Source organism: Vibrio sp. 10N.247.310.98 (assembly GCF_041467395.1).
GTDB lineage: Bacteria > Pseudomonadota > Gammaproteobacteria > Enterobacterales > Vibrionaceae > Vibrio > Vibrio crassostreae_C.
In genome coordinates this window covers 1-15,032 of record NZ_JBFSUL010000086.1, presented here as the reverse complement: position 1 = coordinate 15,032, position 15,032 = coordinate 1, and the positions used below count along the sequence as shown (strand labels likewise).

Here is a 15,032-nt window from a genome sequence, read left to right as displayed (position 1 = left end):
TGATATTCATCAACGAGTGCCCACACAGATTGATAGGTTTAAATTGTTAAAGAGCGCTAGCGTTTTGTGATTCACATCTCAGTCGCTAGGGGTGCGTACTATACCTGCACCACTTTGAGAGTCAAGGGTTATTTTCAAACTCTTTTTCTCTACCGATTTCGCTGTGTGACTTTCGTCTCACTCCGTGTCGGTGAGGCGGCATTATAGAGAGATTGAGATGGAGCACAAGGGCTTTTTGAAATAAAAGTTTTGTTCGCCTAAAAAGCCACCAGATCCGCATTTTTCGAATAAAAACTAAACATTTGAGACGTATCACAGCAATACATTGGAAAAATGGAAGCCATGAACGTAAGATTCATGTGTCTATTTTGTTAATGGTAGATGCGTCTATTTCGTTTATTAATATGTAGTATTCCGATATGAACTCAAAAAAATCGATGTTGTTAATTGTCGCACTGGCTGTATTAGGCGGCATTGTTTTCTCTCAGGTAGATATATCGCCTGCAATTACCTTTATCCTTGGTGTCTTGGCTTCCGCTTTTGTTGTTAACTTTTCAAGCACCGACTCAAAATCAGATTCAGAACCTAAGGCTTCAACCAAAACACTTTATGTGGGTAACCTTCCATACAAAGCGAACGAATCACATGTACGTGAATTATTCTCAGAGCATGGTGAAGTATTTGCAGTACGTTTAATGAAAGACAAACGTACTGGTAAAAGAAGAGGCTTTGGATTTGTTGTTATGGCAAGTAATGATGTGAATCATGCAATCTCTGCACTTAACGATAAAGATTACATGCAACGCACTTTAAAAGTACGTGTTGCAAATGATCCTAAACATCCTGAAGCGGACGAATCTGAACTGAGCTAAACCCTAACTGCTTTAACATACTATTTAGTGCACTTTCTTTTTTAGGAAGTGCACTACAAAAAACTTCACGTACTCCCCCTTCTTTATTAACGCTTTCCAAACCCAACAAATCTTGAACCCGCTTAGCTATCGCTTTACCAGAATCTATCAGCACTACACTTTCACCTAGTACTTGTTGAATCTCTGATTTGATCAATGGGAAATGAGTACATCCTAATACAGCCACATCAATTGTGTTGATCATCGGCTGAAGGATTTGCTGTAACTCTTCAAGGCTAATCTCCTCGCCTCTGAGTTTATCTTCGGCCATATCCACCAGCCGAGTAGAACCCAACAGCTCTACTCTTTTATTACTCGAGAAGTTTTTGATGAGCTCGTGTGTGTATTCACGAGTAATCGTCGCGGGAGTCGCAATAAGGCCAACCGCTTTATTAGCCAGTAACGAAGCAGGTTTGATTGCCGGGACTACGCCGACAATAGGGATAAGGTTATTAGCGCGAAGTGTCGGCAGGACTATCGTACTGGCCGTATTACAAGCTATCACCACGATATCAATAGCGTGACTCGCCACAAAACTGGCGACGATACTTTGGACTCGCTGAATGAGGACTTGCTGATCGAGCTCACCATAAGGGTAAGCCTCGTTATCGAATACATAGATATAGTTGTGATTGGGTAGTAACTGGCTTATCTCTTTATATACAGACAGACCGCCAACTCCAGAATCAAAGACCAATATGTTTTTTTGTATGCTTTCCGACACAACCATTACCTGTAATAAGTTCCGCAGCAATGATACCCCTTCACCTAGTTTTCGCCAATCATCACTCTACATAATGCAAGCTCGGTAGCGTTGATGCCCAAAGCGCTCACCCTGCTCTACATTTTCTAGCTCTATCTTAAGCTTACCTTTAAAGCATGGCGCTGACGTGACTAAGGTATGGAACTCACCATCTTCTCCACATGGGTCGACGTGACTTGGCAAACTGTCTATTAGTTCAGGCGTGTATTCTTTCCCGCAATAGCTCATGTCTAATGCATCGCTATCAACTGTGACGAGAAAGGTTTCGATTCCTCTATTTATGATTTCTTGAGCCAGCGCTTGGCTACTCTCTCCCAGTAGAGGAAATACAAGCTCCCAACCCGCAGGTTCTATATAACTTCTTCGGTAATCAGCAATACCATTGCAAAACATATCGCCGAATGCCACGGCATCAATTGATAAACCCGACCCTTTAAGCGCCGTAACAATCGTACTTTGATAGATCTCGTTACTTGGGAAGACTTCCGGCAGCTCAATAGTTATTAATGGCAAGCCGATCAATGTTGCCTGCATTTTGACAACCTCGATTGGCGTGACTTGGAAAGGAACCTCATCTCCAACATACGTAGTATAGAGAGCAACAACTTCATACTCGGTGCTTTCAAGTAGACGTTCTAGGGTTAATGTAGAGTCTTTGCCTGACGACCAACTTATGACGACTTTCTTTTTCATTGATATACCCAATAAGAAAAAACCGCCCGAAGGCGGTTTAGGTGATAATTAGAATTGGTAAGTAGCATTCACGTAATATGTACGCTCTGGTGATGGGTATCCACCAGCAGTCTCGTACTCTTCGTCAGTTAAGTTATCCACTCGACCATTTAAAGTAAGGTTTTCATTCGCATAGTAGTTCACTGAAACATCAAACAAGCTATACGCTGCGAGATCTTCAGAGAAGTCCGGTCTCTCACCTACATATTGGAAACCTAATGAAACATCAACATCATCGAAACTAGCCACTGCATTATACTTGTAAATCTTCTTAGCTCGGCGTATCAGTTGCTCACCAGATTGATCTTCTGGGTCTTGGAAATTAGCGCTCACTTGGTGGTTAATAAAGCTAGTATCAAATCCAACGACCATTTCCACACCACGTAGTTGGCTTTCGCCATCGGTATTGTAGTACTTACTTGTCGCGTAGTTGTAATCAATTAAGTCTTCGACGTTCGTGTCATAGCCAGTAATCGACCAATCAACATCCTTGATTAAGCCACCAAAAGTCAGTTCAAATGAATCTGCCTTTTCAGCTTCTAACTGTGCATTACCGTAGTAGCTATATAGTTGATACAAGTTAGGTGCTTTGAAGGATGTGCCATAAGCTGCTTTTACAACAAGCCACTCAGCATAACGATAGCCTAACCCTGTGTTGTAAGTAGTTTCTGTACCAAACTGCTCATTGTCATCAACACGAAGACTCAGTTCTCCGAACACTTTATCCGCATCTGCGTTTAATGCAGCGAAGTACGCAACATTCGTTCTGTCGTATTCAGTATTCGAAGGCTTAACAATATAAGCCTCATCACGCCAATCTACACCACCACTAAGAGTCAGTGACGACGTTAGTTTGTATGAATTCACCCATTGAACATTTAGCTGTTCAAGCTCATCAGATGTTGCTGACGCTGAGTTCTTGCCTAAAGACTGTTCGTAGTTCCAGTTATCTTGATTCTGATAGTTAACTAAGAAATCAGACTTAAGTTCACTGCCACTATATTTAACACCAGTAGCAAAGGTCGAATTTTGAACTTCAGCTTCTTTGTAAGAATGGTCTGTACCAAATGAACCATCGTACTGAGAAATGGTTTCAAACATACGGAAATTCGCGAAGCCACTCCATTGCTGATCAAAATTATGAACATAACCAATTAGAGCATTGCGTGATTCAAAACCATGGCGATCACCATCATTAACACCTGGTAATGGATGAACGTTGTATCCCTCATCGGAATCGTAACCAACAGATACGTTCAAGTGACCATTTTCACCGACCTTAGTACCACTAACAAAGCTCAGCTCTTGGTAATCTAAGCTTCCTAAACCTGCACTAACTGCCGTTTTTTCATTGTCAGAGTTTGCAACAGTAATAATGTTGATAACACCGCCGATAGCTTCTGAGCCATACATAGCGGCACGAGCTCCTCGAACGTATTCCACTCGGTCAACGAATGTAATTGGTAACTGGCTAAAATCGACACCACCCTTTGCAGCTCGCGCAAAACGAATACCATCAATGAGAACAAGCACTTGATCAGAATTAGCACCACGAACAAAGATCGAAGCTTGCTGTCCTCGGCCTCCATTTTGTGAAACCTGAATACCCGTCAATCGTCTAAACACATCTGTTAGAGACTTAGCTTGAATTCGATCGATATCTTGGCGTGTTACTACTTCAACTTGAGCGACAACACTTTTCGTGCTTTGCTCAAAACGGTTAGCCGTAACCACCATGGTTTCGTCGGCAGAGGCTTCTTGGGCGTGTAAATTGGAGATAGGTGAAAGCAGCGATGCTACAGCTATCGCTAAAAGGGATTTGTTCATGTTGTTATCCTAAATCGCGTAAATTCCTACCAAACCACATCTTATGGTTTAGCTACTGGCAGGTATTCGGACTCAAGAGCACAACCTTTTGGTTACCTTATATTCGACTTCCCACAAAAAGCTATTTGCAGTGTCTTGTGAATACTTGTTCTCTTTTACCGCTGCGCGTCAGTTCTGGATTCACACCAGATTCCCTCTTCAGCCATCTATACATCTAAATGGCACCAGCTTGCCGAAGATAGTATTGACCTCTGAATCATTTGTCTAGTCTAAGATAGTTATAAGCTATAGTTTTCATGGCCTATTTACACTGATTGGCTCTCAACACTGGACAAGCGCCTGTGATTGAATAAAATCTGCGCTCTTGATTTAAAAGCACGACAGCAAAAGGCATAACAATGGCGAATTTAGATGTAAACCCGCAACGCTACCAAGAACAACTGGCAGAAAAGACTGAGCGTCTTACTGAAATGTTCTCAGAATATAATGTGCCTGAGCTGGAAGTGTATGAATCTCCAGAACAACACTACCGCATGCGTGCTGAGTTCCGCGTGTGGCATGAAGGTGACGATATGTATTACGTCATGTTCAATCAAGAGACCAAAGAAAAATATCGTGTAGACCAGTTCCCTGCTGCTAGTCGTCTTATCAATGACTTGATGCCTTTGTTAGTCGATGCAATGAAGGACAACCATTCTCTACGCCACAAGCTATTCCAAGTAGACTTCCTATCTACACTAAGCGGCGAAATTTTGGTGTCACTGCTTTACCACCGTCAATTGGGTGAACAGTGGATTCAAGATGCTAAAGCACTTAAACAGCAATTAAACGATGAAGGTTTCAATCTAAACCTGATTGGCCGTGCGCGTAAGATGAAAATCGTACTAGACCGCGACTACGTCATTGAAAAGCTAGACGTGAATGGTGACAGCTACATCTACCAACAAGTAGAAAACAGCTTTACTCAACCAAACGGCAAAGTAGCAGAGAAAATGTTGGAATGGGCTGTCGATTGTACTCAAGACAGCAAAGGCGACTTACTTGAGCTTTACTGTGGTAACGGTAACTTCTCATTAGCGCTAGCACAAAACTTCGAGCGTGTACTGGCAACTGAACTGGCGAAACCGTCAGTAGAATCTGCGCAATACAACATCGCTGCGAACAACATTGAAAATGTTCAGATCATCCGTATGTCTGCAGAAGATTTTACTGTAGCAATGGAAGGCAAGCGTGAGTTCCGTCGTCTACAGCAAGCGAACATCGATCTTAAGAGCTACAACTGCAACACTATCTTTGTTGATCCACCGCGTTCAGGTATGGATGTTGATACTTGTAAGATGGTTCAAGGCTACGAGCGTATCATGTACATCTCTTGTAACCCTGAAACATTGAAAGAGAACCTAGACATCCTAAGCGAAACGCACGACATCACTCGTTTTGCTCTGTTTGACCAGTTCCCTTACACGCACCACATGGAAGCTGGCGTATTCCTAGAGCGTAAAACGTAAGTATCGCTTTCAGGTCTAAGCCAAACAGCAGATACAAAAAAACGAGCCCATTGGCTCGTTTTTTTAATTTCTAAATCAGCTTAAGCAGTTTTGCCGATAAAGCCGAGTTTCTTACCTACCCATGCAAGAAGCAACATCGCGACAATAATCGCAAAGAAGTTTGAGCCAGCATCAGGGTGTTGTGCCTTCACAAAAGCCGAGTGGCCAAATGCACCCACGAAGAAACAAGCTAAACCTACTAGTGGGATATCTTCAGATACTGGGTTAGTTAGGTACTCTTGGTAAAGCGCTTGTACAGCCAAAACTAAAGCGATAAGCGGGAAAATAGAGAAGCCCACTTCGCTCATTGTTACCCAAGATAACAATGCATCACCACACACACCGGCTACAACAGCAAGTACGAGTGTTTTTCTTTCAGAACCACGGTTTACAGTATTATTTTCATTCGACATTATTCAATCCCGCCTTTTAATCGGTTACGTTCACGTTCTTTACGATACCAAAAAGCTCCTTTGGCCATCATTCGCAATTGCATGATCAAGCGTTCAGCCAATTCATCTCGCTGACGTCGATCTAAATCTAATGCTTCTGCCCCTGAGTTGAAGACTAAGATAACCGAGGCTTCCGCTTGAGTGAAAGCTTCGTCCCTTGTCATGCCAGTCGTTATCAAATATTCGGTTAACTCAGCAGAGAAGTGCTGTATCTCACGAGCTACCGCTGCACGAAACTCAAATGAAGTTCCTGAGCGCTCTCGCAATAACAGTCTGAATACGTTAGGGCTGCTTTCAATGAATTCCATAAAGGTTTCAACCGATGTACGAATCACACTGCCTTCTTTTACTATGCGTTGCCTAGCTTGACGCATTAACTGGCGCAGCAGTAAGCCACCTTCATCAACCATGGTTAAGCCAAGCTCATCCATGTCTTTGAAGTGACGATAAAAGGAAGTCGGTGCTATTCCAGCCTCACGAGCGACTTCTCTCAAGCTTAGATTGGAAAAACTACGATCGGCGCTGAGTTGGCTAAATGCTGCATCGATTAAGCTGCGACGAGTTTTTTCTTTTTGCTGTGCGCGAATGCCCATTGGTTTCATACTTTATCAATTTCTTCTTTTACAGCCTAAACAGGCATGTCTAATACTCTATTCAATATAACGCGAATCACTTATTTATATAAGGCACTCTGGTTATATAAGACACTAAACATACCTCTTTGTTCACGTACCGAAGTAAATACGTTCGAAGAAAAAATTTCAATATCCACACTGTCATTTGGAGACATACGACATACCAAATATTATTTTTTCGATAACACTGCGTGATCCCACCGACTCTCTGATGCCCTTTTCATGTACCCAAGAACAGAATCAGTTAAAATCTCGCTAAAGCAATGTTACTCAAATATAACAAGGAAGATATCTATGCCGCACTCCAACCACTTTGATGTAATCGTAATTGGTAGTGGCCCCGGAGGAGAAGGGGCAGCGATGGGATTAACCAAAGCCGGGTTGAACGTTGCAATCATTGAGAAAGAGAGCAGCGTTGGTGGTGGTTGTACTCACTGGGGAACCATTCCTTCAAAGGCACTGCGTCATGCCGTAAGTCGTATTATCGAATTCAACAGTAATCCGCTGTTTTGTCAGAACAACAAAAGCATACACTCAACGTTTTCTAACATTTTGGGGCATGCCAAATCGGTTATCGACAAGCAGACTCGATTACGCCAAGGCTTCTACGACCGCAACCAGTGCACGTTGGTCTTTGGTACTGCACGTTTTATCGATACCAACACTGTCTCGGTAATGCAAAGCGATGGCACTGAAGAACATTACAGTGCAGACAAATTTGTTATCGCGACAGGCTCTCGCCCTTACCAACCAGATAACGTCGACTTCCTGCATGAACGTATCTACGACAGTGACTCGATTCTTTCTCTTAAACACGACCCGCAACACATCATCATCTATGGTGCTGGCGTTATTGGTTGTGAATACGCGTCGATTTTCCGCGGTTTGGGTGTAAAAACCGATCTTATCAATACTCGTGACCGTCTGTTGTCATTCCTAGACAATGAAACCTCAGATGCACTTTCTTATCACTTCTGGAACAGCGGTGTCGTGATTCGCAACGATGAAACCTTTGAGAAAATTGAAGGCACTGATGATGGCGTGATCATTCACCTAGAGTCAGGTAAAAAGATGCGCGCTGATTGCCTACTGTATGCCAATGGCCGAACGGGTAATACCGATAAACTGAACCTTGGTGCTGTTGGCTTAGAAGCGGACTCGCGTGGGCAAGTCTCAGTAAATACCAATTACCAAACCAATGTTGACCATGTTTACGCTGTCGGTGATGTGATTGGCTACCCTAGCCTAGCAAGCGCGGCTTATGACCAAGGTCGATTTGTGGCTCAAGCAATTGTGAAAGGTGAAGCTGAACGCCACCTTATCGAAGACATTCCAACCGGCATCTACACCATCCCGGAGATCAGTTCTGTTGGTAAAACCGAGCAAGAACTTACCGCAGCTAAAGTACCGTATGAAGTAGGACGTTCTTCATTCAAACACCTAGCTCGTGCTCAAATTGCGGGTAAAGACATTGGTAGCTTGAAGATTCTGTTCCATCGCGAAACCAAAGAGATTTTAGGTATCCACGTGTTTGGTGAGCGTGCCGCTGAAATCATCCATATCGGACAAGCGATCATGGAACAGAAAGGTGAAGCAAATACCATCGAGTACTTTGTGAATACAACCTTTAACTATCCAACGATGGCGGAAGCTTATCGTGTTGCAGCACTCAACGGGCTTAACCGTTTATTCTAGATAAAGAACCAATATGAGTATTTGACCACCCATAGGCCAAATACATAAACAGCAAGCCACGCGCTTGCTGTTTTTATTTAAAACACTGAATATTAAGGCATTGATAGTAATTAGATCATGATGTTCTAAATACCCCTTTACCTGTACAGCCTCATTTACTCTCCACAAACAGAGCCCTCAGAGCTAAGCGAGAAACTCCCCTTTCTTCCACTGAGAAACAAACAACACACCAAGACCAATTCCGCGCATTGCCATAAAGCTCAGCATCGCTAACCACAGTGCATGGTTCTCTAAACCTGATGCTAAATAGAAAATCGCGAAGAAACTACAGGTCGCAACAAACATACTATTGCGCATATCCTTGCCCTTGGTTGCTCCAACAAAAATACCATCCAACAAGAAGCACCACATAGACACCAATGGCATTGCGACTAACCACGGTAAATACACCTCGGCTTGGTTCTTCACGTCAGGAATGGTAGTGATCATATTAATCAAACTCGAGCCAGCGAGTGCGAACGCTATGGTCAGTACCAAACAAATATTAAAGCTCCAGAAGAAAGTACCAATCAATGACTGGTTCAGTTCATCTTTGTCTTTCGCGCCTATCGCCTTACCGACCATCGCTTCCATTGCGTAGGCAAAGCCATCCATCCCATAAGAGATGATCATCAAGAAACTCATCAACACTGCATTGGCCGCAACAACATCATCGCCAAAGCTTGCACCTTGGAAAGTCATGAAAGTGAAAGTCGCTTGTAGATACAATGAACGAAGAAAGATATCGCGATTCAATTTCACGAAACGACTCAAACCTTGGCTGGTTTTCTTAAGCAGATCCCATGGCGATGGTAACTGCTTCTTCGCCCAGATTCGGTAAACACAAATCAAGCCAAATGTTAGACCGGCATAATCAGCCATTACAGATGCCAATGCTGCACCTTCCACTTGCCATCCTAAGCCGATAACAAAAACAATATCCAAAACGATATTGGTGATATTGGTGATGATCACCATCCACATGGGCGCTTTGGCATTTTGAGTCCCGAGTAACCAACCTAGAATCACAAAGTTAGTTAGCGCAGCAGGCGCACTCCAAGCGCGGATTGAGAAATATTGCTGACCATAGTGCTTAACTTGATCACTGGCGCTACTCAATGAGAAAACTAAATCGGCGACTAGACTGTGTAAAAGCAAAAAGACACCAGCAAACCCTAAGGCCATGGTCACGCCCTGCACAAAGACTAAACCAAGTTGCTTGCCATCATTCGCACCATAAGATTGTGCGGCTAGCCCTGTTGTCGACATGCGCAGGAAACCAAGCAACCAAAAGGTCACGCTGATCATTGTGCCGCCCAGCGCCACACCACCTAAATACCAAGAGTGCTCGAGGTGACCGATAACCGCCGCATCGACTAAGCCCAGCAGTGGAACAGTAATATTAGAGAGAACCATCGGGATCGCGAGCAGCAGCACTTTTTTGTGCATCGCCTGATTGGATAGCGTTTGAAAAATAGTTTGGGGATTAAATAGCTTCACGATCACCTCTTAGATTAGAGGCGATAGTTTAACCTAGTGGGTGGGCTTTCACTATGTTGTGGAATTTTACTTATACCGGCTATGTACTCAGTTACTCGAAATACAGAACCACTAGGGTTACCACTTAACGAGCACTAACTGCGGCGTTAAACGCTTTTTGACCTGAGAGATCTTACAAAGAAGCCGCTGCCACAATTTCCAACGATTGCATTGTTGGTCTAGGGGAGAAAACGCTTTTACCCATTGTGCCCATGGCAGCCAATTAAGAACGCTGTCTATTGGTGAAGACAACCCATGAGCATACTTTCCTGAACCAAGCTTTTGTCCCAACGTACTTGAGCTTTTATCTCCAGCTAAGACTAAACACGCATGTGCATGAGTAAAGTAGCGGCTCAAAGACTGAATGAAGTTCGCGGTCTGTTGTTCATTACAATCCAGCAAAGCATGTTCACACACCACCATCACCGAGGCTTGTTCTGGAATATTAAGTTCATCCAACCAAGTTAGGTCATCGACAGAGCCACACTCTAAGCGATAGCGTTCATTTTTGTGGAACAAGCGTTGTCGCCAAAGCAGATTCTCGGTTACATCTAACTCAACCCAATGACAGCGGCCATTATCTAAACGGTAGAAACGGGTATCGAGCCCTGCTCCCACGTTAATAATCCAAGCATCTGGGTTATGAGATAAAAACTGTTGAACTTGAGAATCACAAAGTTGAGTCAGTGTCGCGTAAAGGAGTTGCTGTTGGTCGAGTTCACCGGTAAGACATTCTGGTGCGAGCTGGCAACGCTTGCAGGCTTGAGCTGCGATAGGATCATAAACGAGACCATCATCAGCTAGGCTTTCACGGCTACGAAACCAAAGATGCTGAACGAGGTTCGTCGGAACTTGGAATTCTTGATGTGCAGACCCTTGTTCAGAAGAAGCCTTTTGAACAGAGGAGCGCGGCTTACGAGTAAGCGGCTTCATTTGAGGTTTGGTTGGGTTTGGCATCATCATCTTCCTTGTATCTCGACAAAGAAGATGATAATGAATATCAATTACAATGACAAGTTATTGAGAATAAATATCAATAAGCTGTTTGTACTGACTACATCCAGTCGGTGTTGCGAATAATACCAACCGCAAGCCCTTCAATAGACAAGTGTTGAGATTCTAGATCGACATGGATTGGAGAAAACTCTTCATTTTCAGCATGTAACAGAACCGTTGAACCTTTACGTTCTAGGCGTTTTACCGTTACATCATCATCGACACGAGCCACTACAACCTGACCATCGCGTACATCTTGTGTTTTATGAACAGCTAATAAATCACCATCCATAATACCGATGTCTTTCATACTTTCGCCATTTACACGAAGTAAGAAGTCAGCTTGTGGTTTAAACATGCCTGGATCAACTTGGTAATGCATTTCTACATGCTCTTGAGCCAAGATAGGCTCACCAGCGGCAACCTGACCGATTAATGGTAAACCTTGCTCTTCGTTTGCTGCATCTTCAAGCAAAATACGAATACCGCGAGACGCACCCGGGATAATCTCAATCGCTTCTTTACGAGCAAGAGCTTTCAAATGTTCTTCTGCAGCATTAGCAGAACGGAAGCCTAGTTCACGCGCGATTTCTGCACGTGTCGGTGGCATACCGGAATCTTCGATCTTACCTTTGATAAGGTCAAAGACTTGTTGCTGGCGGGGCGTTAACGGCTTCATGATTCACCTGTCTTTTTATACAGTTGACTGTGAGTATATCCAGTAACTGAACAAAAGCAAAGCAATTGCTTGTTTTTAGTTCATTTTTAGCAAATTACAAAAACAGGATCTCTAGCCACACATAACCTGCGAGTGCCAAACAGATGAAAACTGCTGCCGAACCGACATCTTTAGCCATCCCAGAAAGCTCATGATGTTCACTGCCGATTCGGTCGACAACCGCTTCAATCGCGGTATTGATTAGCTCGACAACCATCACCAATACCACCGATGAGATCATTAAGATTCGTTCAACTTGGCTTACATCTAGGTAAAATGCCAACGGAATAAGCACGACCGCCATGAACACTTCCTGTCGAAATGCAGCCTCATTTTTAAACGAACTCGTAATGCCTTGCCATGAAAAGCCTGCTGCTTTGATGATGCGTTTGAATCCGGTGTTTGATTTTTTGGTCATTTTTAACCCTATACTCAATCAGTCGATGAATGATTTTCCACAAACTTAACGGCAATATGACTATTTCCATTAAAAGGTTAGACCAGTTTCTGGTATTCTTGCATCGATTAAATTTACGCCTAGGCTTATCCCTATTTCACTCATAGGATTTATCCTTTTTATCAGAGAAATAGAGATACGCTTCAGCACATTGAAATAACTATTGAGGCAGTGAACCTATATGTCTTCTGGACAATCTTTTTCACGTTCATTAATGAAGCTACCTTTATCCGTATTGGTAAAGGGCACATCAATTCCTTCAAACCCTGTTGAGGATTTGAACATTGATTTGAGCAAACCGATTGTATACGCCTTACCGTTTCGCTCAAGTGTCGACATTCTTACATTGCAAAAACATGCACTTGAATTAGGCCTACCTGATCCGTTGAGCAAGCTTGAAATCAACGGCAAATCACTGCAACGCTACGTTTTCATCTCTTCTCGCAAAACTCTGCTGCAAGACGATGATTATGTACCAAGCTCTTCAATTGAAGTGTTCTCTGAATTGCTTTCACTGCACGCCGACGACTCTGAACTCGATGTTCAAGTTATCCCTGCTACCGTTTTGTGGGGGCGCAAACCTGGTAAAGAGAATAACCAGAAGCCTTACCTACAGGCAATGAACGGCTTAGAGAAATCAAAAGCTGTATTGCTAGCCGGTCGTGACTGTCTGGTTCGTTTCAGCCCAGTGGTTTCTCTACGCTACATGGCTAACTCACACGGCACCGACAGCACCATCGCGCACAAACTGGCGCGCGTGGCACGTATTCACTTCTCTCGCCAAAAGCTTGCAGCATCAGGCCCTAACCTGCCAAGCCGCCAAGCTCTGTTTGATCGCCTGTTAAAATCAGAAGCGATCAAAAAAGCGATTGAAGACGAAGCACAAGCAAAGAACATCTCGATCGAGAAAGCGAGCAAAGAAGCTCAAGACATCATGGACGAGATTGCTGCGAACTTCTCTTACTCGCTGATCAAGCGTGGTGAGAAGATTCTTGGTTGGCTGTGGAATAAGTTGTACCAAGGCCTGCATATCAGCAACGCTTCAACGGTTCGTAAGTTGGCTCAAGATGGTCACGAGATTGTTTACGTGCCTTGTCACCGTAGCCACATGGACTACTTACTGCTTTCTTATGTGCTTTACCACGAAGGCATGGTGCCTCCGCACATCGCTGCGGGTATCAACCTGAACTTCTTCCCTGCCGGTCCTATTTTCCGTCATGGTGGTGCGTTCTTTATTCGTCGTAGCTTCAAAGGCAACAAGCTGTACTCGACGATTTTCCGTGAATACCTAGCGGAGTTGTTCGCTAAAGGTTACTCAGTAGAGTACTTCAGTGAAGGTGGTCGTTCTCGTACAGGTCGTTTATTGCAAGCGAAGACCGGCATGTTGGCGATGACTATTCAAGCGATGCTGCGCGGCATGAATCGCCCGGTGACTTTGGTTCCTGTGTACATCGGCTACGAGCACGTGATGGAAGTGGCGACTTACGCAAAAGAACTTCGTGGTAAGCGTAAAGAGAAAGAAAACGCGAGCTTAGTGATTCGTACCATTCGTAAGCTGCGTAACTTTGGTAAAGGCTACGTGAACTTCGGTGAGCCAATTCAACTGAACCAATACCTGAATGAACACTCACCTGAGTGGACCAAAGACATCGACCCAATGGGCACTAGCAAACCACAATGGATGAACCCGGTGGTTAATGACTTGGCGACCAAAATGATGACGCACATTAACGATGCGGCAGCGACCAATGCCCTGACCCTTTGTGCAACGGCACTATTGGCTTCAAGACAGCGCGCATTGTCTCGTGACTCTTTGGTTTCTCAGATTAATTGCTACCTGTCTCTGCTTAAGAATGTTCCATATTCGGCAACGTTCACTGTGCCAAAAGACAGCGCTGAAGATTTAGTAAAACATGCTGAATCACTGAACAAGTTCTTGATTGAATCAGACTCAATGGGCGACATCATTTCGCTAGACCGTCACCAGTCAATTCTGATGACCTACTACCGAAACAACATCATTCACTTGTTTGCTCTGCCATCGTTAATTGCACAGATGACTATTCGTCAGCGCGGTTTATCGATTGAAGCGATTCAAAAGAATGTTGCAGCAATTTACCCGTTCTTAAAGAAAGAGCTGTTCTTAAGCTACGACGAATCACAGCTTGAAGGCGTAGTATCAAACATCATTGATGAACTTGTTAGCCAGGGCATGATTGTTGTGTCTGACAATGAAGTGACGATCAACCAATCGAACAGCCAAGCTCTTATGCTGTTAGGCCGTACGATTTCAGAAACTCTACAGCGCTACTCTATTGCTCTAAACTTGCTGGCAGAGAATCCGGAACTGGACAAATCTGACCTTGAGCAGAAAAGCCAAGACATCGCACAGCGACTTGGTCGATTGCATGGTATCAATGCTCCCGAATTCTTCGATAAAGGCGTGTTTGCTTCTATGTTCGCAACGTTGAAGCAGCAACAGTACCTAGATAACGACGGCAACTGCGATTTAGAGAAGACTCAGCAATTCGCTAAGCTTCTTTACTCGATGCTTTACCCAGAAGTCCGTCTGACTATTCAAGAGAGTATTCACCAAGTCGAGTAATTCCTGTATATAGCAGGGCTCTGATAGCAGATTCAACGCGATCAAAAAAGGCACCCACTGGGTTAATGCCGTTCACTTAAGAGTGAACGGCATTTTTGTTCTTAGCATACCGTTGT

General features: G+C 43.8%; 13 protein-coding genes and 1 riboswitch. Of the genes, 4 read left to right on the top strand and 9 right to left on the bottom strand.

Going from position 1 to position 15,032, the window contains the following annotated elements; all coding sequences use genetic code 11:
- The first annotated feature begins 419 nt into the window (after window positions 1-419).
- Window positions 420-872 (top strand): RNA-binding protein, encoded by a 453-nt coding sequence (locus AB6E78_RS21780; protein ID WP_017061054.1) that lies wholly within the window; start codon window positions 420-422, stop codon window positions 870-872.
- Here the strand turns inward: AB6E78_RS21780 and murI are convergent.
- Genes murI through btuB form a run of 3 tightly spaced genes read right to left on the bottom strand, consistent with a single transcriptional unit; the run spans window position 835 to window position 4,233 of the window.
- On the bottom strand, window positions 835-1,641 hold the full coding sequence (gene murI / locus AB6E78_RS21775; RefSeq protein ID WP_017061053.1) for a glutamate racemase: 807 nt from the start codon (window positions 1,639-1,641) through the stop codon (window positions 835-837). The genes AB6E78_RS21780 and murI overlap by 38 nt on opposite strands.
- A gap of 60 nt (window positions 1,642-1,701) precedes the next feature.
- Complete coding sequence (locus AB6E78_RS21770) at window positions 1,702-2,367, bottom strand: ATPase (protein ID WP_102319729.1); 666 nt, start codon at window positions 2,365-2,367, stop codon at window positions 1,702-1,704.
- Between the two features lie 48 nt (window positions 2,368-2,415).
- Window positions 2,416-4,233 carry a TonB-dependent vitamin B12 receptor gene (btuB, locus tag AB6E78_RS21765; protein ID WP_372134205.1) on the bottom strand — a complete coding sequence of 606 codons (1,818 nt, stop codon included), beginning with the start codon at window positions 4,231-4,233 and terminating at the stop codon, window positions 2,416-2,418.
- A 39-nt stretch (window positions 4,234-4,272) separates the two neighbouring features.
- Window positions 4,273-4,477, bottom strand: a riboswitch (cobalamin riboswitch).
- A gap of 154 nt (window positions 4,478-4,631) precedes the next feature.
- On the opposite strand from btuB, the gene trmA reads away from it, so the two are divergent.
- Window positions 4,632-5,741, top strand: a complete 1,110-nt coding sequence (trmA, locus tag AB6E78_RS21760; RefSeq protein WP_372134204.1) for a tRNA (uridine(54)-C5)-methyltransferase TrmA — start codon at window positions 4,632-4,634, stop codon at window positions 5,739-5,741.
- An 80-nt stretch (window positions 5,742-5,821) separates the two neighbouring features.
- On the opposite strand, the gene AB6E78_RS21755 is transcribed toward trmA, so the two are convergent.
- Both AB6E78_RS21755 and fabR read right to left on the bottom strand, forming a co-directional pair.
- The gene (locus tag AB6E78_RS21755; RefSeq protein WP_004736696.1) at window positions 5,822-6,193 is read right to left on the bottom strand and encodes a YijD family membrane protein; all 372 of its coding nucleotides are present in this window, start codon (window positions 6,191-6,193) and stop codon (window positions 5,822-5,824) included.
- Window positions 6,193-6,834, bottom strand: a complete 642-nt coding sequence (gene fabR, locus AB6E78_RS21750) for an HTH-type transcriptional repressor FabR (protein WP_010438693.1) — start codon at window positions 6,832-6,834, stop codon at window positions 6,193-6,195. Before fabR ends, AB6E78_RS21755 begins: the two co-directional genes overlap by 1 nt.
- Window positions 6,835-7,161: 327 nt before the next feature.
- Here fabR and sthA point away from each other — a divergent pair, with 327 nt between their 5' ends.
- Complete coding sequence (gene sthA, locus AB6E78_RS21745) at window positions 7,162-8,562, top strand: Si-specific NAD(P)(+) transhydrogenase (protein WP_017061048.1); 1,401 nt, start codon at window positions 7,162-7,164, stop codon at window positions 8,560-8,562.
- Between the two features lie 183 nt (window positions 8,563-8,745).
- Here the strand turns inward: sthA and dinF are convergent, their stop codons facing one another.
- From dinF to AB6E78_RS21725, 4 genes are all read right to left on the bottom strand, one after another.
- Window positions 8,746-10,101, bottom strand: a complete 1,356-nt coding sequence (gene dinF, locus AB6E78_RS21740) for an MATE family efflux transporter DinF (RefSeq protein WP_017067882.1) — start codon at window positions 10,099-10,101, stop codon at window positions 8,746-8,748.
- A gap of 117 nt (window positions 10,102-10,218) precedes the next feature.
- Window positions 10,219-11,097, bottom strand: coding sequence for a class I SAM-dependent methyltransferase (locus tag AB6E78_RS21735; RefSeq protein ID WP_017070281.1), 879 nt, complete (start codon window positions 11,095-11,097; stop codon window positions 10,219-10,221).
- A gap of 97 nt (window positions 11,098-11,194) precedes the next feature.
- Entirely contained in the window at window positions 11,195-11,815 is a 621-nt protein-coding gene (gene lexA / locus AB6E78_RS21730) for a transcriptional repressor LexA (protein WP_019820514.1), read from the bottom strand.
- A 94-nt stretch (window positions 11,816-11,909) separates the two neighbouring features.
- Window positions 11,910-12,272: a diacylglycerol kinase gene (locus AB6E78_RS21725; protein ID WP_017061045.1), complete on the bottom strand. Its 363-nt coding sequence runs from the start codon at window positions 12,270-12,272 to the stop codon at window positions 11,910-11,912.
- A 220-nt stretch (window positions 12,273-12,492) separates the two neighbouring features.
- On the opposite strand from AB6E78_RS21725, the gene plsB reads away from it, so the two are divergent.
- Window positions 12,493-14,916, top strand: a complete 2,424-nt coding sequence (gene plsB / locus AB6E78_RS21720) for a glycerol-3-phosphate 1-O-acyltransferase PlsB (RefSeq protein WP_065584273.1) — start codon at window positions 12,493-12,495, stop codon at window positions 14,914-14,916.
- The last annotated feature ends 116 nt before the right edge of the window (window positions 14,917-15,032 follow it).